General features: G+C 67.1%; 22 protein-coding genes. 6 read left to right on the top strand and 16 right to left on the bottom strand.

Annotated elements, in window-relative coordinates; translation table 11 throughout:
- Positions 1–182 precede the first annotated feature (182 nt).
- Entirely contained in the window at positions 183–659 is a 477-nt protein-coding gene (locus NZ773_00305) for a hypothetical protein (protein MCS6800374.1), read from the bottom strand.
- Between the two features lie 73 nt (positions 660–732).
- On the opposite strand from NZ773_00305, the gene NZ773_00300 reads away from it, so the two are divergent.
- Both NZ773_00300 and argH read left to right on the top strand, forming a co-directional pair.
- Complete coding sequence (locus tag NZ773_00300) at positions 733–1,986, top strand: argininosuccinate synthase (protein MCS6800373.1); 1,254 nt, start codon at positions 733–735, stop codon at positions 1,984–1,986.
- Entirely contained in the window at positions 1,986–3,377 is a 1,392-nt protein-coding gene (argH, locus tag NZ773_00295; GenBank protein MCS6800372.1) for an argininosuccinate lyase, read from the top strand. The genes NZ773_00300 and argH overlap by 1 nt, the downstream gene beginning before the upstream one ends.
- Before the next feature lie 64 nt (positions 3,378–3,441).
- Here the strand turns inward: argH and NZ773_00290 are convergent, their stop codons facing one another.
- Positions 3,442–4,320 carry a carbon-nitrogen hydrolase family protein gene (locus tag NZ773_00290; GenBank protein ID MCS6800371.1) on the bottom strand — a complete coding sequence of 293 codons (879 nt, stop codon included), beginning with the start codon at positions 4,318–4,320 and terminating at the stop codon, positions 3,442–3,444.
- A 994-nt stretch (positions 4,321–5,314) separates the two neighbouring features.
- On the opposite strand from NZ773_00290, the gene NZ773_00285 reads away from it, so the two are divergent.
- Entirely contained in the window at positions 5,315–5,923 is a 609-nt protein-coding gene (locus NZ773_00285; protein ID MCS6800370.1) for an amidohydrolase family protein, read from the top strand.
- A 108-nt stretch (positions 5,924–6,031) separates the two neighbouring features.
- Complete coding sequence (gene recF / locus NZ773_00280) at positions 6,032–7,186, top strand: DNA replication/repair protein RecF (GenBank protein MCS6800369.1); 1,155 nt, start codon at positions 6,032–6,034, stop codon at positions 7,184–7,186.
- Between the two features lie 45 nt (positions 7,187–7,231).
- On the opposite strand, the gene NZ773_00275 is transcribed toward recF, so the two are convergent.
- The 11 genes from NZ773_00275 to NZ773_00225 form a co-directional block, all read right to left on the bottom strand.
- Positions 7,232–7,630 carry a cupredoxin domain-containing protein gene (locus NZ773_00275; protein MCS6800368.1) on the bottom strand — a complete coding sequence of 133 codons (399 nt, stop codon included), beginning with the start codon at positions 7,628–7,630 and terminating at the stop codon, positions 7,232–7,234.
- 355 nt (positions 7,631–7,985) lie between these two features.
- A complete protein-coding gene (locus NZ773_00270) occupies positions 7,986–8,387 on the bottom strand; it encodes a cobalamin B12-binding domain-containing protein (protein ID MCS6800367.1) in 402 nt (133 codons plus the stop codon).
- Between the two features lie 20 nt (positions 8,388–8,407).
- The gene (mce, locus tag NZ773_00265; protein MCS6800366.1) at positions 8,408–8,818 is read right to left on the bottom strand and encodes a methylmalonyl-CoA epimerase; all 411 of its coding nucleotides are present in this window, start codon (positions 8,816–8,818) and stop codon (positions 8,408–8,410) included.
- Positions 8,819–8,867: 49 nt separating this feature from the next.
- Positions 8,868–10,517 (bottom strand): methylmalonyl-CoA mutase family protein, encoded by a 1,650-nt coding sequence (locus NZ773_00260; GenBank protein MCS6800365.1) that lies wholly within the window; start codon positions 10,515–10,517, stop codon positions 8,868–8,870.
- Between the two features lie 246 nt (positions 10,518–10,763).
- Positions 10,764–11,297, bottom strand: coding sequence for a hypothetical protein (locus tag NZ773_00255; GenBank protein MCS6800364.1), 534 nt, complete (start codon positions 11,295–11,297; stop codon positions 10,764–10,766).
- Between the two features lie 89 nt (positions 11,298–11,386).
- Positions 11,387–12,304 carry a polysaccharide deacetylase family protein gene (locus NZ773_00250; protein ID MCS6800363.1) on the bottom strand — a complete coding sequence of 306 codons (918 nt, stop codon included), beginning with the start codon at positions 12,302–12,304 and terminating at the stop codon, positions 11,387–11,389.
- Positions 12,304–12,996, bottom strand: a complete 693-nt coding sequence (locus NZ773_00245) for a class I SAM-dependent methyltransferase (protein MCS6800362.1) — start codon at positions 12,994–12,996, stop codon at positions 12,304–12,306. Before NZ773_00245 ends, NZ773_00250 begins: the two co-directional genes overlap by 1 nt.
- A complete protein-coding gene (locus NZ773_00240; GenBank protein ID MCS6800361.1) occupies positions 12,993–14,024 on the bottom strand; it encodes a hypothetical protein in 1,032 nt (343 codons plus the stop codon). Before NZ773_00240 ends, NZ773_00245 begins: the two co-directional genes overlap by 4 nt.
- Positions 14,021–14,812 carry a glutamine amidotransferase gene (locus NZ773_00235; GenBank protein MCS6800360.1) on the bottom strand — a complete coding sequence of 264 codons (792 nt, stop codon included), beginning with the start codon at positions 14,810–14,812 and terminating at the stop codon, positions 14,021–14,023. The genes NZ773_00240 and NZ773_00235 overlap by 4 nt, the downstream gene beginning before the upstream one ends.
- Complete coding sequence (locus NZ773_00230) at positions 14,812–16,209, bottom strand: MurT ligase domain-containing protein (GenBank protein ID MCS6800359.1); 1,398 nt, start codon at positions 16,207–16,209, stop codon at positions 14,812–14,814. Before NZ773_00230 ends, NZ773_00235 begins: the two co-directional genes overlap by 1 nt.
- 158 nt (positions 16,210–16,367) lie before the next feature.
- Positions 16,368–19,277: a 6-pyruvoyl-tetrahydropterin synthase-related protein gene (locus NZ773_00225; GenBank protein ID MCS6800358.1), complete on the bottom strand. Its 2,910-nt coding sequence runs from the start codon at positions 19,275–19,277 to the stop codon at positions 16,368–16,370.
- 186 nt (positions 19,278–19,463) lie between these two features.
- Between NZ773_00225 and NZ773_00220 the strand changes: the two genes are divergently transcribed.
- Positions 19,464–20,471 (top strand): SDR family NAD(P)-dependent oxidoreductase, encoded by a 1,008-nt coding sequence (locus NZ773_00220; protein ID MCS6800357.1) that lies wholly within the window; start codon positions 19,464–19,466, stop codon positions 20,469–20,471.
- Positions 20,472–20,955: 484 nt separating this feature from the next.
- Here the strand turns inward: NZ773_00220 and NZ773_00215 are convergent, their stop codons facing one another.
- Genes NZ773_00215 through NZ773_00205 form a run of 3 tightly spaced genes read right to left on the bottom strand, consistent with a single transcriptional unit; the run spans position 20,956 to position 23,006 of the window.
- Complete coding sequence (locus NZ773_00215) at positions 20,956–22,047, bottom strand: LLM class flavin-dependent oxidoreductase (GenBank protein MCS6800356.1); 1,092 nt, start codon at positions 22,045–22,047, stop codon at positions 20,956–20,958.
- Positions 22,044–22,592, bottom strand: coding sequence for an NUDIX hydrolase (locus NZ773_00210; protein MCS6800355.1), 549 nt, complete (start codon positions 22,590–22,592; stop codon positions 22,044–22,046). Before NZ773_00210 ends, NZ773_00215 begins: the two co-directional genes overlap by 4 nt.
- 3 nt (positions 22,593–22,595) lie before the next feature.
- Positions 22,596–23,006, bottom strand: coding sequence for a hypothetical protein (locus NZ773_00205; protein ID MCS6800354.1), 411 nt, complete (start codon positions 23,004–23,006; stop codon positions 22,596–22,598).
- A gap of 159 nt (positions 23,007–23,165) precedes the next feature.
- Here NZ773_00205 and NZ773_00200 point away from each other — a divergent pair, with 159 nt between their 5' ends.
- Positions 23,166–24,368, top strand: a complete 1,203-nt coding sequence (locus NZ773_00200; protein ID MCS6800353.1) for an acetylornithine transaminase — start codon at positions 23,166–23,168, stop codon at positions 24,366–24,368.

Here is a 24,368-nt window from a genome sequence, read left to right as displayed (position 1 = left end):
CGTCCACGCCACTGCCTCGGATGGCAGCGGCGGCTGGTACATCGCCGCCCTCGAACCGACCATCAACAAAGCTATCGGTTGGAATTCCAATGCCAACGGAATTGTCTTCGCGCTCGCCGTCAGCCCGAGCGCCCTCGACGGCAGCGGCGTCTCCCGCATCGAGAGCGGCGGGTCCACTCCGGCTACGCCGGCTGGGCGCTCACCTGGCTCAGCATCGCCGCGAACCCGCTCGCCGTCATCGGCAGCAGCCTGCAAGCCTCGGCGGCTTCACCGGCACAGGCGCCAGCCAGACCGTCACGCTCACTCTCCCGCTGGTGAGGGGCATGCTGCGGTGGAGCAGCACCGCTCTCCCTATCGGGAGCACGTTCACCCAAGCAGAGATCGACGCCGGTCTCGCCGTCTACGGTCAGACAGAACGGCAGCAGCGGCCCGACTGATGCCTTCACCGTCACCGCCAGCGACGGCACGGGCGGCAACGCCGGACCGGCCACCGTCACGATCCCCGTCAGCCCGCCGCGCCGTCTGGGGGCGGACCCAGCGCAACCCAGCAGCTGCCCGTCACCCGTCTGCGTCAGCCTCTCGACTGATGCGGCCGCCGCCTGAGCGGGAAAGAGCGGCTCGGCCAGCGCGCCCGACGGCGGCAGCCCCTCGGCGCGCATCGAGGCAGAGCGGCGCGGCTCGATCCTTGACCGCGCTTTCGGCGCTGCCCTATCGTTCCCGTCCGGAGGAGCTATGCCAGAAACCGTCGTTCTTGCCTACAGCGGCGGGCTCGACACGTCGGTCGCCATTCGCTGGATCCCCGAAAAGTACGGCCTCGACGTGATCGCGCTGACCGTCGACCTTGGCAACGAAAAAGACATTGAGGCGATCCGCCAACGCGCTCTCGCGCTCGGAGCGAAAGAGGCGATCGTCATCGACGCGCGCGAGGACTTTGTCCGCGCCTGCGTCTGGCCCGCCCTCCAAGCGAATGCGCTCTACGAAGGCAAATATCCCCTCGCGACCGCCTTGGCGCGTCCTCTCATCGCCAAGCTGCTCGTCGATGTCGCGCGCGAGCGCGGCGCGACCGCCGTCGCCCACGGCTGCACCGGCAAAGGCAACGACCAAGTCCGCTTCGACATCAGCATCAGCACCCTTGCGCCCGACCTGCGCATCATCGCCCCCGTTCGCGAATGGACTTGGAACCGCGAGGACGAGATCGCTTACGCCGAGCAGCAAGGGCTCGACCTTGGCGCCTTCGTCAAAACCAGTCCCTACTCGGTGGACGTAAACCTGTGGGGCCGGAGCATCGAATCGGGCGTTCTTGAAGATCCTTGGGTCGAACCCCCCGAGGATGCTTTCCTTTGGACCAAGCCGATCGACGAGACGCCCCTCACCCCGACCTATCTCGAGATCGAGTTCGAGCAAGGGATCCCCGTCGCGCTGGATGGCGAACGGCTTGACGGGGTCGAACTGATTACGCGGCTGAACAAGATCGCCGGCGAGCACGGCATCGGCCGGATCGACCACATCGAGAACCGCTTTGTCGGCATCAAGTCGCGCGAGGTGTACGAGGCACCGGCGGCGACGGTGCTCCTTGAAGCGCATCGCGACCTCGAGCAGCTCACGCTGAGCAAGGAGCAGCTGCGGTTCAAGCAGCTCGTCTCCCGCGAGTTCGCGGACCTCGTCTACAACGGCTTTTGGTTCACGATGCACCACGCCGACCTGATGGCGTATATCCAAAGCACCCAGCGCTTTGTTACCGGCACGGTGCGGGTCCGGCTGAACCGCGGCTCCTGCACGGTGGTCGGCCGCAAATCGCCGCACTCGCTCTATTCGGAAGCGCTCGCGACCTATGGCCGGGGCGACCAGTTCAATCACCAGGCCTCTCTCGGCTTCATCGAAATCGCTGGAATGGCAGCGCGCGTCCAAGCGGCAAAGCAGCTTCTCCCGAGCGCCGACTCGCTGCGCGCAATCATGCCGCCACGGACTGAGCCGGGCACGCATTGATGCGCGAGAAGCTCTGGGGCGGCCGGTTCAGCAAGGAGACAGACGCGACCGTCGAAGCGTTCACCGCCTCCATTGAGGTGGATCGGCGGCTTGCCCGCTACGACATCGCCGGCAGCATCGCTCATGCGCGGATGCTCGCCGCTCAAGGGATCATCCCCGCTGCCGAGGCAGACCAGATCGTGGCGGGGCTCGAACAGATCGCGGGCGAGATTGAGCGCGGTGAGTTCATCTGGCGCGCCGACCGCGAGGATGTCCATCTGAATATCGAAGCGCGGCTTGCTGAACTGATCGGGGCGCCCGCGGGCCGGCTTCACACCGCCCGCTCGCGCAACGACCAAGTCGCGCTCGATCTCCGCCTCTGGCTGCGCGACACGATCGCCGAGACCATCCGCGCGATTGTCCGCTTCGCTGCTGCGCTCGTCGACCAAGCCGAGCGTCACCTCGGCGTGATGATGCCCGGCTACACCCACCTCCAGCGGGCCCAGCCCATCTTGTTCAGCCATCACCTCCTCGCCTATGTCGAGATGCTGCGCCGCGATGTCGGGCGCTTTCAGGACTGCTGGACGCGGGCCGACGAGCTGCCACTGGGCAGCGGCGCCCTTGCCGGCGTCCCCTACCCGCTCGACCGCGCCCGCGTCGCGCGTGAACTGGGGTTCAGTCGCATCACGCGCAACAGTCTCGATGCGGTCAGCGACCGCGACTTCGCGGTTGAGTTCGCTGCCGCCGCTGCGCTGCTGATGGCCCATCTCTCGCGCTTCGCCGAAGAGGTCGTCCTCTGGACGAGCGCCGAATTCGGCTTCATCACCCTTGACGATGCCTTCGCAACCGGCAGCAGCATCATGCCGCAGAAGAAGAACCCCGATGTCGCCGAGCTCGTCCGCGGCAAGACCGGCCGGGTCTACGGCGACCTCATTGCGCTGCTGACGATCCTCAAAGGCTTGCCGCTCTCCTACAACCGCGACCTCCAAGAGGATAAGCCGCCGCTCTTCGACGCGGCCGACACATTGCTCGCCTGCCTTGAGGTCTTCCGCGGCTTGGTCACGACGTGGACCGTCAATGCCGACCGGATGGCCGCTGCCATCTCGGACGATGTCCTCGCGACCGATTTTGCCGACTATCTTGTCCGCAAGGGGATGCCGTTTCGGCAGGCACATGAAGTGGCCGGCCGGCTGGTGCGGCTTGCCGAGGAGCGCGGCGTCTCTCTTCGCGCCCTGACCCCCGACGACCTGCGCCAGCAGTCGCCGCTCTTCGGCGACGATATCGCCGGAATCGACGCCGCCGCCTCGGTAGCCGGCCGCGCCGTGCCGGGCGGCACCGCGCCGGTGCAAGTCGCTGCTGCTCTTGCTGAGGCCCGCCGCTGGATCGAGTCCACCGGCGCGCTGGCCGAGTGAGACGCAGTTCATCCGCGGACAGCGCAGCAGCTCTCGGGAAGAAGCGCTCCTTGGGGCGGAGCGCTCATCGATTTGGCTGCACCAGCCGGCCGTAGAGGTCCGGCCGGCGGTCGGCGTGGTAGTCCACCTCGAGCGGTAGATGCGCGATGACGACGCGCTTGGAACGGGAGCGCGCCGGGTGGATGACGGCGCGCACCCGCTCCTCGCCGTAGGTCTGCGCCCGGGCGAGGATGCGGCCGCTCGGGCCAGCGATCCGGCTGCCGCCCGTGAACTCGATCCCGCGCTCAATGCCGCAGCGATCCGCAGAGATGATCGTCACGCGCTCGCGGCTGGCGTTCGGGTCGCTCTTCGGTGGCTCGGGGCGGCTGCCGGGCGGCCCCCAGGTCCCGGTCGGAGAGTTCGTCGGATGTGCCAGCACCTCCATCCCGTCGAGCGCGAGGCAGCGGATTGCCTCCGGGAAGCTCAGGTCGTAGCAGATGAGCATCCCGATCTTGCCGATCGCCGTCTGGTGGACGGTGAAAGGGAGGTCGCCGGGGTCGACATAGCGGTCAACCCCAACGCGCGGCAGGTGCGCCTTGCGGTAGAGGCCGACCAGTCCTTCCGGCCCGATCAGCGCTGCGCTGTTGTAGAGCCGGTCGCCCGCTGCTTCGAGAAAGCCAACCACGGTGTAGAGCGCAAGCTCACGGCAGAGCGCAGCGACCTGTTCGATCTCCGGCCCCGGCACCGAAATAGCGGCGCGGGCCGCCTCCTCGCGCGACTCAATCACGTAGCCGGACAGCGTGCACTCCGGAAAGACGACGAGGGCCGCATCCTCGGCCGCTTCTTCACGCAGGATCGCCAGCACGCGGTCGAGATTGGCTGGCACATCCAGCAGCGCCGGCGCAAGCTGAACGGCAACGGCGCGGACATTGTCGGCAGCGGCTTGGGCGGCGAGGTCGGCCATTGACGTCCCCTTTTGTGCGTACTCTACCACCTCCTGGCTGGCAGTGCGCTGCCCGCGAACGCAAAGACGCGTCCCGCCCTGCTATTCTCCTGCTCTCGCTCCAGCCGCCCTGCCCGCGAACACAGGAGCGTCGCGGTCCGGCGAGGGCCCTGCGCATGCTCCTCGAGATCGACTGAGGCAGGGAGGCCGAGGGCAATATTTCCCCGCGATGTCGCCGGTCTTCGCTCACCGTAATTATTGCCAGCATCTCCCCGCCGAAGTGACGCCTACCTTCGCGTCCTCCGACACCTTCGTCGCCGTTATTGGGAGCGCGCCGCCTCGAGACCAGCGCCAGTTCTGCCAGCGCGTGTCCTCCACCGCCTCCGTCACCGTCATTGCGAGGCCCGCGCGCAGCAAGAAGCCGGACGCGCTGCTGGCACGGCCAGCCGGCCACCCCATACCCGTCATTGCGAGGCCGAGCGCAGCGAGGGCCGTGGCGATCCCCGGTCAGAGGCGCACCAAGCTCACCAGAGGGGACGCGGCATCCGAACTGCTCGGGATTGCCGCGCCGGCCCTGCGGGCCGGCTCGCAATGACGCCTTCGATGACAGCTCGACTACGCCCCGCTGGCGGTTATTGAGCAAGCGCTGCAGACCGCTCGCAATGACGCCTTCGATGATAGTGAGGTCCGCTGCTCTGCCGTATGCCCAGATGTACTGCGGGCCGGCTCGCAATGACGCCTTCGATGACAGTCGTGGCCAGACGCCTGCAAGCCTCGATGCCGCGGCGGACGGTGAGAAGCGCTGACGCCCTCTCGAGCCGGCATGGGTCCCCAGCGGCGATCGCCGGCTTCTGTCTCGGCCCCATCAGGCAGCGCCTCACCACCGCGCAGATAGATCGGCAGCGGCGCTCCCCGGCTTCTGCGTCGGCTGTCTCCTCTTCCACCAGCGGAAGCGGGCGCGCTTCTGCCCCGCCCGCTAAAGGGGGGTCGTCAGGGGCATCTCCGGCAGCGACTCGTGGACGCTCGCCCGGGAGCGCGGGCAGCCGCGCGCGAGACAGAGCGCTGCAAAACCGAACTCGGCCTGATCGGGCTGAAGTTCCATCCCGCCTACCAAGACTGCTTCCCCAACGATCAGAAATTGAGGTACCCGATCCTCGAGGCCTGCCAAGCCCTCGATATGTGCGTGCTCATCCACACCGGGACGACGCGGATGACCCGCTGCACGATCCGCTCCTGTCAGCCGGTGGCGATCGACGACATCGCGACAGATTTTCCGAACCTTCGGATCATCATGGGGCATTCCGGCTGGCCGTGGACTGCAGAGGCGCTCGCCGTCGCCTGGCGGCATGAGCATGTCTACATCGACCTGTCAGGCTGGCTGCCGCGCTACATCTATTGGACGGACCCGATCGTCTTTCAGTACATGAACACTGTTCTGCAGGACAAGTTCGTCTTCGGCTCCGACTACCCGGCAATCGACCCGAAAGTGTGGATCGACGACTTCAACGCGACAGTTGCGAACGGCTTCGAGTGGGGCGGCAAGCGGCGGGAATTCCGGCCCGAGGTGTATGAGAAGTTCATGCGCACAAACGCAATCAAGGCGCTCAAGCTCAACCTCGACTGACCGTCTTCCTCTCACCGCGACCGCCCGCACTCGCGCCGGTCGAGAGAGCGGCTGGCGATCACCGCGAGATCGTGCTACGGTTCGATCATCCGCTCCGTTGGGCCCGTAGTGCGCTGCGAACATCTCAGTCTGACGAACTTCCGCAACTATGCCCGGCTCGAGCTCGACCTGCAACCGGGCGCCACGATCCTGCAAGGCGACAACGCCCAAGGGAAAACCAACTTTCTCGACGCGCTTCACATCATTGCGACCACTCGCTCCGCGCGCAGAGCGCCAGAGCGCGAATGGATCAACTGGCTCGCCCTCGAAAGCCCCCTCCCCTTCCTGCGGATCGTTGCCAAAGTGCGGCGCGCAGCGTCGACCGTTCAGCTGGAGATGACTGCTGCCCTTGACGAGAACGGGAACGGCATCACCAAGCGCATGAAGATCAACGGCGCGCCCCGACGCGCAGTGGACATGATCGGCCAGATGACGGTCGTCTTCTTCAGCCCGGGCGATATCGAACTGGTTGCGGGGTCTCCCGCCCAGCGCCGGCGCTACCTCGATATCATGAACTCCCAAGTCGACGCTGCCTATCTGCGATCGCTCCAGCTGTACAACCGGGTGCTCCTCCAGCGAAATTCGTTGCTTCGCCTTATCCGCGACCGTCAGGCCAAACCGGACCAACTCCCCTACTGGGATCAGCGGCTCGCCGAGCTTGGCGCCTATGTCGTCGACCGCCGGCGGGAATCTGTGGAAGCGCTGAACGTTCTCGCCGGGGAGATCCACCCCGCTCTCACGAACCAGCACGAGGTGCTGCACATTAGCTATCGGCCGAATTTCGGCGGCAAACCGTCCGAACCGCTGCCGCCGCTCGCCGACCTGCCGCACTGCCTGCTCAAAGCGATCCACGCTGCCCGTGCCAGCGAGATCGCCCGGGGCGTCTCGCTCGTCGGCCCCCATCGCGACGACCTCCAGTTCACGACTAATGGTGCCGACACGGCAGCCTACGGCTCGCGCGGCCAGCAGCGAACGGCCGCGCTCGCCCTCAAGCTCGCCGAGTCGGAATACATTCGCGAGCGCACCGGCGAGCTGCCCCTTCTTCTGCTCGATGACGTCATGTCAGAACTCGACGCGCGCCGTCGGCACCACCTGCTTCGGTCGATCCAGCCGGCCCAGCAAGTGATTATTACCGCCACCGACCTCGAGGACTTTAGCCCCGACTTTCTCAGCCGCTCGACAATCCTCCGCGTCAAAGCGGGGCGGATCGAGGTTGCGCGCTGAGAGGCGACCTGCCGAGGGCCTGGGCAGCGCTTCTTCGAGCTGCCGCTATTGGACCGTCAACTGGCCGACCATCCCCGCTTCGGTATGGCCGGGCTGGCTGCAGTAGACACGATAGGTCCCGGCTTGGGTGAACGTAAAGGTCTGACGCACCGTCCGGCCTGGGTCGGCCACCAAGTGGATCCGCTGCGGCGTCCCCCCCACCGGGATGCTGTCGATCGTCCAGTCGTGGATCTGGCTATCCGGGTTTTGGAGGGTGATCGTCGTTGCAACATTGAGCGGAGCGGTCACATTCGCCGGCACAAACTCGAATGCGCCCCGCTTGGCGACGATAACTATGCCGCCGCCCCCGCCGCCGCCCCCGCCGCGCCCCGTGCAGGCTGCCAGCAGGACGAGCCCGAGCAGCAGCCCGAGGACTCGAATGCTTCGAAGAGCGCCTTTCTGCATACTCTTTCCCCCTTTGTGCACGATCGATCATGGCGCGGATGTGGCGGGGCAGCGAAATTGTCGCCCGGACGCGCCTCGCCGTGCCATTCCCCTCTCGGACGGGCAGTCTCGCCCGACGACGATGCCCGTTCCCAAGGCGCAGTTCGGCGCTTGGTGCATGGCAGCGGCGCCGTCCGCGCATCGCGCCTCCCGGGAACCTCGTCGTGGAACGGCTCCGGAAGGGGTCGGCCGGCGCGGAGGATGCTCGACGCTGCTGTCCGCTAGCGGCACCCTCGGCGCGATGCCAGCGTCGACGAGGTCACGACGGCCGGCGAAGGCGGGTGCCGCCCGTTACCGCGATCGGCTGTGCCGCCGACTAGGCATTCTCCCGAATGAAATCAACGATAACGCTCGTCGGCGTACCAGGACCGAAGACTGCGCGCACCCCGAGGGCTTTCATCTCTGGGATATCCTCGTCCGGGATGATGCCGCCGGCGATCACCAGCACATCGTCCATGCCATGCTGGTGGAGCAGTTCGAAGATACGGGGAAACAATTCGCGGTGCGCGCCGGAAAGAATGCTGAGCGCGATCGCGTTGACATCTTCTTGGACCGCCGCTTCGACGATCTGCTCCGGGGTCTGGCGAATACCGGTGTAGATCACCTCCATGCCGGCATCGCGGAGCGCTCGTGCCACGATCTTCGCTCCGCGGTCGTGCCCATCAAGGCCTGGCTTGGCGACAAGGACACGCAGACGCTTCGTTGTCGCTGGGGACATCATGCTCTGCCCTCACTCGGCTACGTCTCGCTCTCCACTTGCTGGACAAGCTCAACAAGCACCCCGCCCGACGATTTCGGATGCAGAAACGCGATCAGCCCATCCGCGCCGAGCTTCGGCTCGTCATTAACAAAAGTACAGCCGTGGCCCTTCAGTCCCGCAATCTCCGCCTGGATATCAGGCGTCTGGAAGCAAATGTGATGCAATCCCTCGCCGCGCTTTTCGATGAAGCGCGCAACCGTATGGTCCGCAGAGAGCGGCTCGACAAGTTCGATCAGGGTTTCCCCGCACGGAATAAAAGCAATGCGCACCCCCTCGGAAGCAACCTCCTTCACCTCGCGCACCCGAAGGCCGAGCTGGTCTGTGTAAAAGGGCATGCGCTCTTCAATCTTGCGCACGGCGATCGCGATGTGATGGATCTTCTGAATCATGCAGCCTCGCTTCGTTGCCCTTGCTCACCCGGCCACCGCGGGCAACCTGTCAAATGACCACACTCTCCTTGTGGACGCCGAAGACGGAACGGAGAGTATCAGCGATCTCCCCGACTGTCGCGTAGCTTTCGACAGCGGCGAGAATGCGCGGCATCACATTCTCCGTGCCGGCAGCAGCGCGGCGCAGCTCCTCGAGCGCGCGGTCCACCGCCGCTTGGTCGCGGGTAGCGCGCAGCCGCTTCAGACGGGCAATCTGCTCGTCGCGCGCCCGATGGTCGACCCGGAGGATCGGCACCGGGATCTCTTCCGGCACTTGGAAGCGGTTTACTCCCACCACAATCCGTTCCCCTCGCTCGATCTCCTGCTGCAGGCGGAACGCCGCTTCCTGGATCTCCCGCTGCTCGTAGCCGAGTTCGATCGCGCGCACCGCGCCGCCGAGCGAGTCGATCTTCTCGATATATTCTCGCGCCTTCGCTTCGAGCTGATCGGTCAGTGTCTCGACATAGTACGAGCCGCCGAGCGGGTCCACCGTATCGCCGACCCCCGTCTCATAAGCGATGATCTGCTGCGTCCGCAGCGCCAGCTGCGCCGACGCCTCGGTCGGCAGCGCCAGCGCCTCGTCTTTTGCATTGGTGTGGAGCGACTGCGTCCCTCCAAGCACTGCCGCGAGCGCTTGAATGGTAGTGCGGACTACGTTGTTGTCCGGCTGCTGTGCCGTCAGCGAGACCCCGGCCGTCTGGGTGTGGAACCGGAGCATCCAGGAGCGAGGATCCTTCGCCTTGAAGCGATGCCGCATGATCGAGGCCCACAGCCGCCGCGCCGCCCGGAACTTCGCGACTTCTTCGAAGAAGTTCGACTGAGCGACGAAAAAGAACGAGAGCCGGGGAGCGAAGCTGTCGATATCGAGCCCCGCCTCGAGCGCAGCCTGCACATAAGCGATGGCATGAGCAAGCGTGAAGCCGATCTCCTGCGCCGCGGTGCAGCCCGCTTCGCGCATGTGATAGCCCGAAATCGAAATCGTGTTCCAGAGCGGGAGCTCCTCGGCGCAGTAGCGGAACATGTCGGTAATCAGTCGCATCGACGGTCCGGGCGGGTAGATGTAGGTCCCCCGGGCGACATATTCCTTCAAAATGTCGTTCTGGGTCGTGCCGGAGAGCTTCTTGAGAGGAACGCCTTGCCGTTTCGCAACCGCAATATAGAGCGCGAGCAGCGTAGAGGCGGTGGCATTAATCGTCATCGAGGTCGAGACCTGATCGAGCGGGATGCCGCGAAACAGGATCTCCATATCCTCGAGCGAACTGATGGCGACCCCGACCTTGCCCACCTCGGAAATCGCCATCGGATGATCGGAGTCGTAGCCGATCTGCGTCGGGAGGTCGAACGCCACCGAAAGCCCGGTTTGCCCATTCGCCAGCAGGTAGCGGTACCGCGCGTTGCTCTCCTCTGCGGTGCCGAACCCGGCATACTGCCGCATCGTCCAGAAGCGAGCGCGATACATCGTCGGCTGCACCCCTCTGGTGAAGGGATACTCGCCCGGATAGCCGATTTCCTGCTCGTAGTCATGGCCGTGCCGGTCTTCGGGCGTATAGAGCGCCTTGATCGGAATGCCCGACGTCGTCAAGAACTCGCGTTGCCGTTCGGGGAACTTGCGGCGCGCCGGTTCGTAGACCTCGCGTTCCCACCGTTCAACACCCGCCATCAGACCTCCTCGGAGCAGCTGGCGCGCCGGGATTGCGCCCGAGCAGCGCCACGGTGTACAGCTTCGTCGAAGCTTCCTCCGCCCCCAGTGAGGACAAAGGCATCGGGAAGGCGACCGCCGCACTGCCTCGACGAGCGCTCTCGCGCCGGAGGCGAGCAGAATCGCTCTCCGCCTCCGCGCTCGTGCCGGCGATTAACGGCACGCTTGCCGCGGCCCGGCCCTTCCGTTCCGACTGCCGCTGCCGCCTCACTCAAGCACCACCAACACCTGCCCTTGATCTACCTTGTCGCCTGCCGCAACCCGCACCTCGCGCACCCGTCCCGGCCCGGGGGCAGTGAGGTCATTTTCCATCTTCATCGCCTCAAGAATGACGAGGCTCGCCCCCCGCTGGACAACATCGCCGGGCGCGACATTGACCGCTTTCACGAGGCCGGGCATCGGCGCTTTGACCACCCCGCCAGTGTGTCCATGCCGGATACCGCCCAGCTGAGAGAGAGTTCGGGCGCGTTCATCGGTGACGGCGATCGGATAGAGGCGGCCGCGGTAGACGACCGCGTACCCTTCGTCGGTCGGCGTCACGAACCCTTCGATGATGCGATCGCCGAGCCGCAAAACATAGCGCCCGCGTTCATGCCGAGTGAGGGCGCCCTGCGACTCCCCCTCCGGCCCGCGCACCCGTAAATTGCTCTCATCCCCTGAGATCTCAAGCTCAAGGCGCTTTCCATCGAAATCGGCGGTGTACTTCATCAATCCAATCCCGACGAGGCTAAAGCGCCACAAGTCTATACCACGCCGGCTCGACGCTGCGCTCCGACGCATGAAGCGGACACCGCGTGAGCCGCCGCTTCGCTCGCCGACCGGTTGTTCGGTTACGAGATCCCGATGCGCTCCGCCTGGTCAAGCGTGATCCTCGCGATCTCTTCGCGCGTCGGGAAGAAGACCCCCGGCTGTTCGCGGGCATAGGCGAGGAACTGAGCGAGACTTCGGATTCGGAACGGCGCGCCGATCACATGCGGATGCAGCCCGACATTCATCAGCTTGCCTGAGCCGGTGCGGCGCGCTTCGTCGAGGAGGAAGTCAAACGTCTCGCGCAGGAGGCTGCTCCACTCTGCCGTTGTGAAGTTCCGCCGGAAAAACGCTGTGTAGTCGTTCACCTCGAAGGAGTAGGGGATCGCCACCAGCCGCCGCCCGCTCACTTCGATCAGATACGGCTCGTCATCGTTCAGATAGTCGCCATGGTAGAGAAACCCCAGTTCAGCGAGGAAACGAACGGTGTGGGCAGTGAAGCGCGCCGACGGAGAGAGCCAGCCGAGCGGCCGTGTCCCGACCGCAGCGAGATAGCGAGCGACCACTTCCTCAAGGTAGCGCCGCTCTGCATCGGGGTCGCGCGCGAACGCCGTCAGCGGCGTGCCTTGGTCGTAGCCGTGAGCGTTGAGCTCCCAGCCGGCCTCGAGCGCCGCTTCGAACATGGCGGGATACCGTTCCGGCACTTGGAGCCCAAGCGCGGCTGAACCGCGAACACCGTACTGCTCAAGGACCTCCAAGACTCGCCAAAAGCCGACGCGCATTCCATACTCGCGCCAAGTGTAGTTCGGCCAATCGGGGATATCGGCGGGCAGCGGGTCAGGCAGGATGCTCGGGCCGCCGGCATATCCCGCCGCGCCGGCTGGTTTGACGAGGTCCCACGACTCAAGGGTGACGGTGAGTACGACCGCGAGGTGATTTCCGCCGGGCCAGCGAAATGGCGGCCGGCTGCTGACTGGCCGATAGCGATAGTGCGGCTCCATCAGCGCCGCTCACAGACAGCGACAAAATAGCGGCTCGCCGCGGTCGCTGGGCCGGCGACTGCAGCGGCGCGATCCGCGAGGTCGACCGCTGCTCCTGCGCCGTGAGGGCAGACATACGCCGCCGTGTGGATGAGGAGCGCCTTGGCTGCCGAGGATTGCCCGTACAGCCCGCGGATCTTGAATCGGTCGGCAAGAAGGTCGTGAAACTCGGCGAGAGGGAACGCAGGCGCGCCGGAAGGAAGCATGGCGGGCGCCCGTCCTAGCGCTTCCCAGTTGGCATTTTCGACCGCGATGACAAACTGCCCGCCCGGTCGCATCACTGCCCGGACCCCATCGAGGAATGCCGGCCAGCGCGTGACGCGATCGAGCCGATGGAAGGCCGTTATCACGTCGAACGAGGCGGGGGTCAGGCCTGCGACGTCCGGCCCCCCGACAGCAAAGCGCAGGTTCGGGCGGCGGTAGCGGCGGACCGCCCGCTGGATAAGCGCGGGCACCGGGTCGAGTGCGACCACCTTCTGCGCCACGTCCGCAAGCCGCGCCGCCCCGCTCCCATCGGCCGCGCCAATCACTAACACCGCGCGACCGGCTGCGAACCGCTCGACAAAGCGATAGCGCGCCAGCAGCTCGCGCAAAGAACCGCTCAGGACCGGGGCGCGCGGGTCGGTCCGTCGGGACGGACGGCGTTCATTCATCGTTCGCTGCCTCCGCGGCTCAGGGAAGCGAGCAGGATTGCGACGACCATCAACCCTCCGAGCGGATGCGTGATGAGAAAGAGCGGGGGGACGGTAGTCAGCCGCTCGATCCAGCGGCGCGCCGCCAGGACCGCGGCTGTCTGCGCCAAGCCGATCGCCCCGCACATCGTCCACAGAATCGAGGCCGGGTTCAAGAGCAATCCGATCCCGCCGATCAGCAGCCAGCCGAACGGCAGCACATTCACTGTCAGCACAATAGCTGCTGCCGCCGCGACCACTCCCAGGCGGCCGCCTCCCACGCGCCCGAAGAGGCGCGCCCAGCGGTCGGAAAGCGCAGGCCAGCGACGGCCGCCTGCGGCCGTGAAAAGCAGTCGACCGCTGCCGACGACGATCGGCCGCCCCGATGCTTTGACAAGGCACGCGAGTTCAAACCACGGTTCGTCCCGCCCCTTGAGAAGCTGGAGGCCTCCAATCGCCTCCCAGACATCGCGCCGGATGAGGAGGCACTCCGGGAAAGCGAGGGCGACGTTTGTGCGGTCGGGAGCATTCGCTGCCGCGAGCGGGTTTGCTGCTGCTAGTCCCAGCAGGAGAACGGGAAGCGCGAGGCGTTCGGCAAGCGTGGTCGCTTCCTGGCAGCCGAATAGCGTGACTAGGGCCGCTTGCCGTGTGCGGGCGAACCGGACGAGTGCGCTCAGCGCGCCCGCGCGCCAGGCCGTTGTGCTGGTGGTGAGGAGCAGCCACTCGCCGCGCGCCGCGGCGGCCGCCTGCTGGAGCGGCCAAGTGCGGCTCGTCCAGCCAGGGGGAACCGCTGCAACCGGCTGAACGACGGTCAGCGATTTTCCCTGACGCTCAAGCCCTGCGGCCGCGCCCCCGATCATGAGGACATCGACCGACACCTTCTCTACCCTACCCTCCAAGGCCGGCTCTGAGACCGACCTAGCCGCAGCGAGCGCCCGCAGCACATAGCCGGCGACAAGCACGCTGACTGCTCCAAGCAGCATGAAGAGCAGCGCCTCGGCCGCAGTCATCGGCGCGTTCCGGGCGAGCGGCGGGTCGCCCCGACATTGCGCAGAGCATGGCGCTCGCGGCGAGCCCGGGCAATCGCCACGCGGCGCGCCGCCTCCTCGACACGCTCATCGAGCGGCGCGAGCGCGGGGTCTTCGCCGCGCCGCTGCAGCGCGAGAGAGAGGAGGGTGTCCGCGAGCATCGGGTTCTTCGGCAGCAGCGCGCCGTGCAGATAGGTGCCAAAAGCGTTCTTATAGCGCGCTCCTTCTGTGCCGTCCTCCCCATTATTGCCGTAGCCCACCACCACCCGGCCGAGCGGCGCAGCCCGCGGCCCGAGATAGGTGCGTCCGCCGTGGTTTTCGAACCCGACGAGCAAGGAGCCTTCCCAGTCGACGACAATGTTGCCGACGCAGCGGACGACAGTGGCACCCGGATGGATGGTCACCGCATCGAAGACGGCGAGGCCCCGCAGTTCAGGCCCCGCGGCAGGCTGATAGCGCTCGCCAAACAGCTGGTAGCTCCCGCAGACCACCAACGCCGGCAGCCCCTCTTCGATCGCCGCCCGGATCGCCTCCCCTTTCCTGCCGGCAAGGTCGGCAGCAACGCGCCGCTGCTCGCGATCTTGGTCCCCCCCTGCGAAGAGAAGGTCAACGGCGTCAGGCCGAAACGGGTCTCCAAGGGAGATTGGGATGATCTCAACCCCGAAGCCGCGCCAGCGCGCGCGCTGAGCAAGCGCAAGGACATTGCCTCGATCGCCGTACAAGTTCATCACGTCCGGATAGAGATGCCCGATCCGCAGCACGAAGGTCACTACCCGCGTCGCTCCCAGAACTGCTGTGCGCCGGCGCGCCGGGCGAAGATCCGATGAAGCGCGAGAAGCGCAGTATAGGTCGGCAAAACGTACAGCCGCCCCGCGCCCCGGCGGAGGGCGCGGTCGACTGCGCGCTCGAGGTGCGGCTCAACCTCGACGCCGTCATCAGCCCCAGCATACTTCAGCCGCAGCGCCAGTTCGGCAGCCCGGTCGCCAGTGACGGTGATCGGGCCATGGCGGCCAGCGAGCCGCTCAAAGTCGACATCCCAGATCCACGAGACATCACGACCGTCAGCAATCCGGTCATTGAGCGCGAAAAGCACGCTTGGGGCCGCCTCTTCAGCCTGGATCGTCCGCAGCGCTTGGTCGGCACCGGCAGGGTTCTTGATGAGCAGAATGGCGACCTCGCGCCCGGCGACGACCAGCCGCTCCGCTCGGCCGAACGCCGTTCCCGCCGACGCGAGGGCGCGCGCCGCCACCGCGCTCGGCACACCCATCGCCAGCGCGCCGCCCAGAGCAGCGAGGGCGTTTGAGACGTTGTACAGTCCCGGCAGGGGCAGAGCAAGAGCGACCTCGCCCGCCGCGCTCCGGACAAGCAGCCTGCTCCCCTCGAACCCGAGACACCGCACCTCCACGGCAGCGAGGTCAAGCGGCGGACGAGCATAGCCGCAGCTAGGGCAAGAATAGTCGCCAAGATGGGAAAACCAGCGAGCGCGAAAGGCGAGCCGGCCGCCGCAGGCCGGACACCAGATCGAGTCGGCGGTGCCAGCCGCGTCGACAGCAACAGCAGGGTCGGCAATGCCGTAGAGCAGCCGCCGTCCGCTCGGCGGCGCCGGCAGCGCGCCGACGAGGGGATCGTCAGCATTAAGGACGACTGTCGCTCCGGGAAGAGAGGCGATCATCTCGCGCCAGAGCGCGGCAACAGTGTCCAGTTCAGCGTACCGGTCGAGCTGGTCACGAAAGAGGTTGGTGATGACCACAACCCGCGGCCGGAGGGCGCGCGCCGCCTGCGGAGCGACGGCTTCGTCCACTTCGAAGACCCCAACCGACCGGAAGCCTGCCGGCAGCCTGCCGTCGAAGCGCGCGGCCGAGGCGAGCGTCGCCGCCAAGCCGCGCATCAGGTTCGAGCCGGCAGTGTTGTGGACAGGAGCCAGCCCCCCAGCGCGCAGCGCTGCTGCCACCAGCCGCGTCGTCGTCGTCTTGCCGTTCGTCCCCGTCACCAGCGCGCTCCCGCGCGCTAAGTTGTGCGCAAGCACAGCGACAAGGGCAGGATCAATCCGCTCGGCAACGAGCCCCGGCAGCGCTGTTCCTCCGCGTCCCGCCAGCCGCAGCATGACGCCGGTCGCCTTCGCAGCAGCAATGGCAGCAGAGGAGCGCGCGTTTATTCTCCGAACCATCCCCGGCAACTGCGTCGCTCTTTACCCTTCCTAGGCATGCGCCCGGCCGGCGAACAGGAGCGCGGGCGGGCGGCGTCGCCGCGGCGCCCCCATTCGCCCGCTATAGAGGCACAGCGCCTCTGTCAGAGTAGCACGTCGTCATGTGCCGGAGGCAGGCCCTAGCGGACAACGCGGACGCGAAACAACTCGACCGAATCGCCGTCAGCTGCCGGCACTCGGCTGCCGTCTGCCCGATACAGCCCCACCAGTATGCGGTAGTCGCCGGGCGGCGCATCCGCGGGAAGTACGAGCCGCCGCCGGTCTCCCACCCGTTCGCCTCCCCAGCGATCGGTCGGCTCGATCCCGTCGTTCGGCGGACCGTCCTGCTGGCTGACGAGCTGACCCGCTGGGCCGACAAGATGAAGAAAGACCGTTAGCGGCTCGGCAATCGGCTGACGCGCTGCCCAGACAAGACGGAGTTCGATCGTGCACGGCGGGGAGATGATCGTCCCGCAGCCGTCGTGCCGGTCGTAGCCGAGAAGCAGCGCCGCTCCGATCGGCTGATCAACGCGCAGCGCTGGAGGTGCAGCCTCACGGCGCAGCCGGGCGACTACAGCTTGGTCAGCGCCCTCGACGGTGCGCAGGCGCACGAGAGTATCCCGGCGGAACAGCCCCGCCGTCACCTCGATCGGTCCCTCGGGAAGGGCCGGCAGCGGCAGCAGATAGCGCTGCTCGACCGGCCGCCCGACCGGCCAGAGCGAGGTATAGCGCTGGTCGAGCGGCGGGAAGGTGTTGGTCTGCGTGATCACCTGAGCGCCATGCCGAACGGTGACAAAAATTCCGTAGTCCTCTTGCAGCGGAGTGTCCGCCTGCCAGAGAAGCCGCACGTCAAGCGCGCCGCGTCCCCCGAGGTCGGCGAGCGTGCCCGGCCAGGGCAGCGTCAGTCCGAGCGGCAATGCCGCCACCGGTGTCGCCTGGCCGGCAAGGAGCGTCACTCCTCCCTCGAAGCGGCCGCCGGCGACGAATGGCAGCGAAGGAGCACGGAGCGGGGAGGGGGGAAGCCAACCCTCGCCGGCAGGCAGCAGGGGTGTTTCGCGATCTGGAGCGCGCCAGCCAAGCCAGAGGCGATACGGCTGAGCGGTCGCACTCGGCGGAACGGTCAGCCACTGCACATCCTCAACGAGATCGCCGGCCCGCCATCGTCCTGAAGAGACTGTGCCGGCGCGCGGCGCGCGCGCTACCTTCGTCACCACCCCGCTCTCGACCTGCTCGAGCGCGACGACCGCTTCCCAGTCCGGGCCGAGGGGCTCGCGCGTTTGCCAGAGCGCGCGCACCGTGAGCACGCCGTCGAGGGGCACCCGGTCCTCGTTGACGCCGACCCCAAGCAGGGAGAGGGGACCGGCGTCGCCGCTCGCGGGACGCAGCCCCGTCCACGCCGGCTGGTCCGGCAGACGCAGCGCGACCGCGAGCCCAGCGACCAGCACCGCAAGAGAAAGCAGCAGCCCCCGCCGTCGTGGCCGCATCCCAAGGGCGACGGCAGCGGCGAGACCAACAGCCGAAGCGAGCGCGCCGGCGAAACGCGGTCCTGTCGGTCCAAAGGTGAGCGCCAGCGTTGTCTCCCCCGGCGGCAGCGCGACGGCGATCACGCCTGCCGGCCCGTCGGCTGAGATCGGCAGCGGCATCCCGTCCGCGCGCGCGCTCCAGCCGGGGAAGAAGAACTGCCGGACACGGAGGGTTGTCGCGCTGTCGCTCCGAACACGCAGCCGGCCATCTGAGAGGAAGGCGACTTCGGGCACGGGATCGCGCGGTGCGGGCTCTGCGGCCGGCTCCGGCAGGCGCGCCGGGTCGATCGCGACTGAGCGTGGGCGAAACTGGACGGGGGAAGTCGTGCCGATAAACCCGCTCCAGCGTTCGAACGCCGCAAAGCCTCCGCTGTCGATGGCGTGGGGCGCGATGTCGAGGAAGGTCGGCCGCGCGCCGGCCAATCCGGCGACGAGAGCAGCTATCGTCGCGGCCGCCGCGAGCGCGAGCCGCAACGCTCGTCGCCGGGAGAGGGAGGGAATTCCGGCGGCGAGCACCGCGCATGCGAGCGCAACGACCGCCTGAAGCCGCCAAGGGAACGCCATCAAGGTGACGATCGGCAACCGCTCCCAGAGGGGCGCAGCGAGCGGCGTCATCAGCACAGCCGTCAGCACCAGCACGATCGCGAACAGCGCGCCCCCGCGCCGCAGCGCGAACGGCAGTCCTGCAAGCGCAAGGAGCACCTGCACGAGGCCGGCAGGCAGGAATGCGCCCGGCACTTCGCGGTAGTCGTGGAGGAACGAGAACTGGACTAGCTGGTCGAAGGGCGCAAGAGCGGCGAGGAAGTCGGTCCGCCCTTCCGGCGTGCCGAGCCACACCGCCTCCAGTTCGATGGTCGCGGGCAGCCAAAACCACGCCGAGAGCAGCAGCCCGATGCCGACCCCGGCGCCGCCGCGGCGCAGTGGCGAGAGTCGGCGCGCGCCTCCGGCACGCCAGAGCAGAAAGCCGGCTACGAGGGGGAGCCCGATCAGTGCCGCCCCGTTATGCGCCAGCACCAGCAGCGCGACAGCAACTGCCAGCCAGACCGGACGGTCGCGCTGCACGGCGAGCAGCGCCCACGGCAGGAGCGCGATCCCGAGCACTTCGGGAAACGCCCCGCGCACAAGCAGGTCGGTCTGCACATAGGGAGCGGCGACATAGACAGCCGCCGCCACCACGCCGCCGGCGGAACCGACCAAGTCGCGCGCGAGCAGCGCCGCGCCAACGGCAGCGGCCGCCACGCTCAGGATCACCGCAAACCGCAGCGCAAGCATCGCGTCTGCGCCGAGATACGCCGGCAGCAGCGCGAGAGCGTAGAGCAGCGGGCCATAAAAGTTGAACAGCGGGTAGCCGTAGCCGTAGACAAAGTCGCCAAGCCAGCGCGGATAGAGCGTCCCGCCGGCGACAGCGGCTTCGACCGCCCACACTCGAAAGAGATGCGAGAGGGAGTCCCGCGCTGCCGGAAAGCCCGGAAGGAAAAAAGGAACTGCCGCGATCAGTCCAATGCCGGCTGCGAGAAGTACGGTCACGTCTGACCGCCGGCGCGACGGCCGGGCGTCTGTGCTGACCGGGACATTCACGCTGCCAGCAGGCGGGGAGCTAGGCGTTAGGGATCGGGCCACCCTCTCTGCCGGCAGATAATAGTGAGGGAGTTCGGGACCAACAACCATCCTCGGCAGCTATACTCCCGCTACCTTTCCTTCTGGAGCACGCCGATGGAACGGGTGCTGGTGACCGGCGGCGCGGGCTTCATCGGCTCGAACCTGGTCAGCCGGCTCCTCGCTGAGGGCTGCAGCGTCACCGTTCTCGACAATCTCTCGCGCGCCGGCGTGCGCGCCAATGTCGCGTGGCTTCAGTCTCTCGGCTCTCCCCGCCTCACCCTGATCCGCGGCGACATCCGCGACCGTCACGCGGTCGAGACCGCTATCTGTGGCGTCGACACCGTCTTTCACCTTGCTGCCCAAGTAGCTGTCACGACATCTGTCAGTAACCCGCGTGAGGATTTCGAGGTTAACGCGCTTGGCGCATTCAACGTCCTTGACGCCGCTCGTCGTCAGGAAAAGCCGCCGGCTGTCATCTTCACCTCTACCAACAAGGTCTACGGCGCAATGGAGGATGTCGAGGTCAGCGAGACCGCGCAGCGATACATCCTTCCCTCCTATCCCGACGGGATCAGCGAAGAGCGGCCGCTCGATTTCCACTCGCCCTATGGCTGCTCGAAAGGCACCGCCGACCAGTACACGATCGACTTCAGCCGGATTTACGGGCTGCGCACGGCGGTTTTTCGGATGTCCTGCATCTACGGTCCGCGTCAGTTCGGCAACGAGGATCAAGGATGGGTGGCGCATTTCGGGCTGCGCGCGCTCGCGGGCGAGCCGATCACCATTTTCGGCGACGGCAAGCAGGTGCGCGACATCCTCTACGTGGATGATCTGATTGCGGCGCTGCTGGCGGCGCGGCAGCGCGCCGAGCAGACCCCCACCCAGGTCTACAACGTCGGCGGCGGGCCGGCGAACACCGTTTCGCTGCTGGAGTTACTCGCGCTGCTCGAGGAGCGCCTTGGCCGACCGATCGCGCGCTGCTTCGGAGCGTGGCGTCCCGGGGACCAGCGCGTTTACATCTCTGACATTCGGAAGATCCGCGCCGAGACCGGCTGGTCGCCCCAGGTCGGGGTTGAGGAGGGCATCGACCGGTTGCTCGCTTGGCTGCGCACGCTCCGCTGACGCCTCCCCCGCGCTCGGCAGCACCGCGATCCCCGCCCATTGCCGCAGTGCGGCCGGCCGTGGCGAGCGTCGTGGTTCCGCCAAGCAAGCCGGCAGGACGCGAAGGACCTTCGCCGCCGAGCAGCATGCGCGGCCGGTCTCAGCCGGCACGCGGCCATCGGACGGCGGTGTCGGGCCAGTCATTTCCGCACGGCGGCCGAGCCCCCGGCGTGCGCGCACGCCACATCGTTCTTTTCGCCCGAGGGCGGCCGCTTCTCCACTCGCTGCGCAGTGCCGGAGGTGCGGCTGAGGGGCCGAGGCGGCATCTCCTCGACTGAGAGCAGCCGACGCTCGTTGCGCGCCTCGCCGCCCGCCTCGCGCGGGCTGCGCCTCGAGCTGAGGGGACTGCGCTGCCGGGCGGCGAAGGGAGCGCGGCGGCAGCGACGCCGGCACTGTCGAGCCTTCTTCGCCTGCCGTCCGTGAGCATGGACGCAGCGGGGGCGGATTATCCTGCTGTCGCGAGCGCCCTCGCCTCCGGCACCGTGACGCCGACAAAATCCTCCAGCTCGAGCGGGAGAGCGAAGGTGGTAACCCCGAGCGCGCGACGCTCGCCTAGCCAGTGCTGGAACGCGGCCGGCGCGCGCTCGCGGGGACCGGAAACCGCGATGTGGGGAACGATCTCGGCGAGCGCAAGGCGGCGCGCCTCGGCGCGGTCGCCCCGCAAGGCAGCGGCACGAACAGCGCGCGCCGCTTCCAGCAAGCCCGCAGGACGCCACAGATGATCGAACCGGGGCAGCAGGCAGTGATTGATCAGCGCTGTGAGCCAGCTCTCTTGGCGAGCCGTGAGTGCAGGGTCATCGACCTCAGTATGGAAGGTCGTCTCGGCACAGAGGTCGAACGCCGCGAGCGAGCGGCCGGTCGTCTGCGCGCCGATGGCGATCTGCTCCCACGCCCAGCGAATGTAGCCGGGCGAGGTGTATTCGATGATCGCGCCGTCTCCCCATGCGCCGGCGACTTGGAGCATCCGCGGCGCGCTGGCGGCGACGATGATCGGCGGGCGAGGTGCTGCCAGGTCGAGGAGCGCGCGCTCGACACGCAGCGTCTCGCCTTCGTAGGCGACGCTGCCGTCTGGGTTGCGGCGGACGCCGGCGACTTCCTCGCCGTAGAGCGCTCGATACAGCTTGAGCGTGTCGATCATGCGCCCGACGGGGTTCGCCCAACGGCCGCCGTGGACCCCTTCGACAATAGCAGGCAAACTGGCCCCAATGCCGAGCGAGAACCGCCCGCCGCTGATCCGGTTCGCCCACGCCGCTCCTGAAGCAAACAGGACGGGCGAGCGGGTGAAGACACCGATGACGCGCGTGCTGATGGCGATCTGCTCCGTGCGCAAGGCGACGAGCGTGACTGCCGGAAAGATCTCCGCGTAGCCGAGGTCGGCAAGACAGATGACATCAAATCCATCCCGCTCGGCGCGCTGAGCGCGGGCAACCACCTCTTCCGGCGTCCCGACGCGGTTGGGCTGGTCGCGCCGCAGGACCGTCGCCAGCGCAGAGAACCGCGGCGCGGCGGCGGCGCGATTGGGCGGCGAAAACGTCATCGCACTAGGCTGCGGATGGTCGGTTCGGCCATCAGGATAGCGAGGCCGCTCTGCGCCTCGATGTCGCCGCCCCGGCGGACCAGCGCGAACGCTTCCTCGGCGGGCACAAGCCGAACCTCCAGCAGCTCGGTCGCCTCGCGGCGCGCCGTTTGGTCGAGGACGACGCCCGTCGCAAGGAAGAAGGCGCAGAGGAGATGGAGGTGCGCCGCAGCGCTGTAGCAGGTGCCCAGCGGGACGATCGTTCGAGCGATGCCGCCGACCTCCTCCAGCAGTTCGCGCCGGGCGGTCTCCTCGCTGGGTTCGCCCTCAATCCGTCCTGCTGGCACTTCCCACACCCAGCGGTCGACCGGGTAGCGATACTGGCGGATGAGGACGATCTCTCCGTCGTCTGTCAGGGGCACCACAAAGGAGGCCGCCGCAGCTTCTGCCCAGCTGTATTCGATCTCGTCGCCGGAATGGATCCGGACCCGGTCGAGGAAAAAGCGGCGGAACGCGTTCTCATGGAGCACCGTTCGGGCAAGCCGGGTCCAGCCGGTTGTCAGCACGAGCTACTCAACCTCGCTCGAAAACTCCTCGCGCAGCGCTTCTGCCCAAGAAGCGACATCGCCGACCAGCGCTTCGAGGCTCTCCGCATCCAAGTCGTCCAGCAGGTAGGAGGCCATCACCATTGCATCTCCCTCGTCAGCGGCGATGAAGGTGTAGCCGGGACTGAAGTTCCGATTGAGCAGGTCGACCGGGTCGAGGTCGTCCAGCGACCCGAAGACGCTGTAGACAATCACCCACGGCTCGCCATCGTCGTCCTCGACGAAGGCCGAGACACTCTTGGTCCGTCCATCCTCAAACGGATAGGCAATTGTAAACTCGTCATCCTCCTCGATGGGAGGGTCGATATCCAGCGAGTCGGCGACTTCCCGCATCAAGTCGCGCAGCCGCGCTACGTCGCCCAGCGTTGCCATCATTCGTCCCCTTCGTGCGCCGGAGTGACGGCATCTTAGCATGAGCGGCCCGCCGCTCTCCGCAGGGTGGGAGCTCATCGTCGGACAAGGCTGGTATATACTGCCGCCGACGTCCCCCGTCCCATGCGGACGTTTTGGCAGCCCCCGCCTGCAGGAGGAGAGATGACCGAGCGCAACTGGCCTGCCGTGGAAGAGCAGCGGTATATGCCGCTGCACCGCCGCCTGCCGGTAACGCTCGTTCGAGGCCGCGGCTGCGAGGTCTGGGATGATGCCGGCAAGCGTTATCTCGACCTCGTCGGGGGGTGGGCAGTCAACAATGTCGGGCACTGCCATCCGAAGGTCGTCGCTGCGGTCCAGCGCCAAGCCGCGACCCTCATGCAAGTCTCCAACCAGTTCTATACGCTGCCGCAGCTTCAGCTCGCCGAGCGCATCACGCAGCTCGCCGGGCTGGACCGGGTTTTCTTCCAGAACAGCGGCGCCGAAGCGAATGAAGGCGCCGTCAAGCTCGCCCGGCGGTGGGGCGCGATGTACCGCGGCGGCGCCTATGAGGTGATCTCGGCGTGGCGCTCCTTTCACGGACGCACCTTGGCGATGGTTGCCGCCACGGGCAAACCGGCTTACCAAGACCCCTTCCGCCCGCTGCCAGAGGGGTTTCGCCAGGTCGAGTTCAACGATATCGAGGCGCTGCGGGCGGCGATCTCAGAGAAAACCGTCGCAGTTCTCCTCGAGCCGGTGCAAGGGGAAGGAGGGGTCTGGCCAGCGGCACCGGACTATCTGCGCGCTGTCCGCGCCCTGTGCGATGAGTACGGCCTCCTCCTCATCCTCGATGAGATCCAGACGGGCATCGGCCGGACGGGAACAATGTTCGCCTTCGAGCGCTACGGCATCCGGCCAGACATCTTGACGCTCGGCAAAGCACTTGCCGGCGGACTGCCGATCGGCGCCTTCCTTGCCCGTGAGGAGGTCGCTCAGGCGTTCAAGCCGGGCGACCACGGCTCCACCTTTGGCGGCAATCCTGTCGTCTGCGCTGCCGGGGTCGCGACGCTCGACGTGATCGAGGAGGAACAGCTGGTCGCGCGGGCAGCGCAGCGCGGGGAGTATTTCCTCGCTCGGCTCCGCGACCTGGCAGCGCGTCATCCCGCAATCGTCGACGTGCGCGGTGCTGGCCTCCTGATCGCCGTCCAGTTCAGGAGCGAGATCAGCGACGCGCTCACCCGCGCTGCCCTCGCTCGCGGACTGCTCCTCAACGCGGTGATGCCGAACGCCGTCCGGCTGATGCCTCCTCTCGTGATCAGCGAGGCAGAGATTGATGAAGCGGTCGCCATCCTCGGCGCGGTCTTGGCCGAGCAGGGAGTGAGAGCGTAA

Source organism: Dehalococcoidia bacterium (genome assembly GCA_025054935.1).
Lineage (GTDB): Bacteria > Chloroflexota > Dehalococcoidia > SpSt-223 > SpSt-223 > JANWZD01.
The sequence above is the reverse complement of the archived record's forward strand: the minus strand, read 5'-3'. Positions and strand labels throughout refer to the sequence as shown.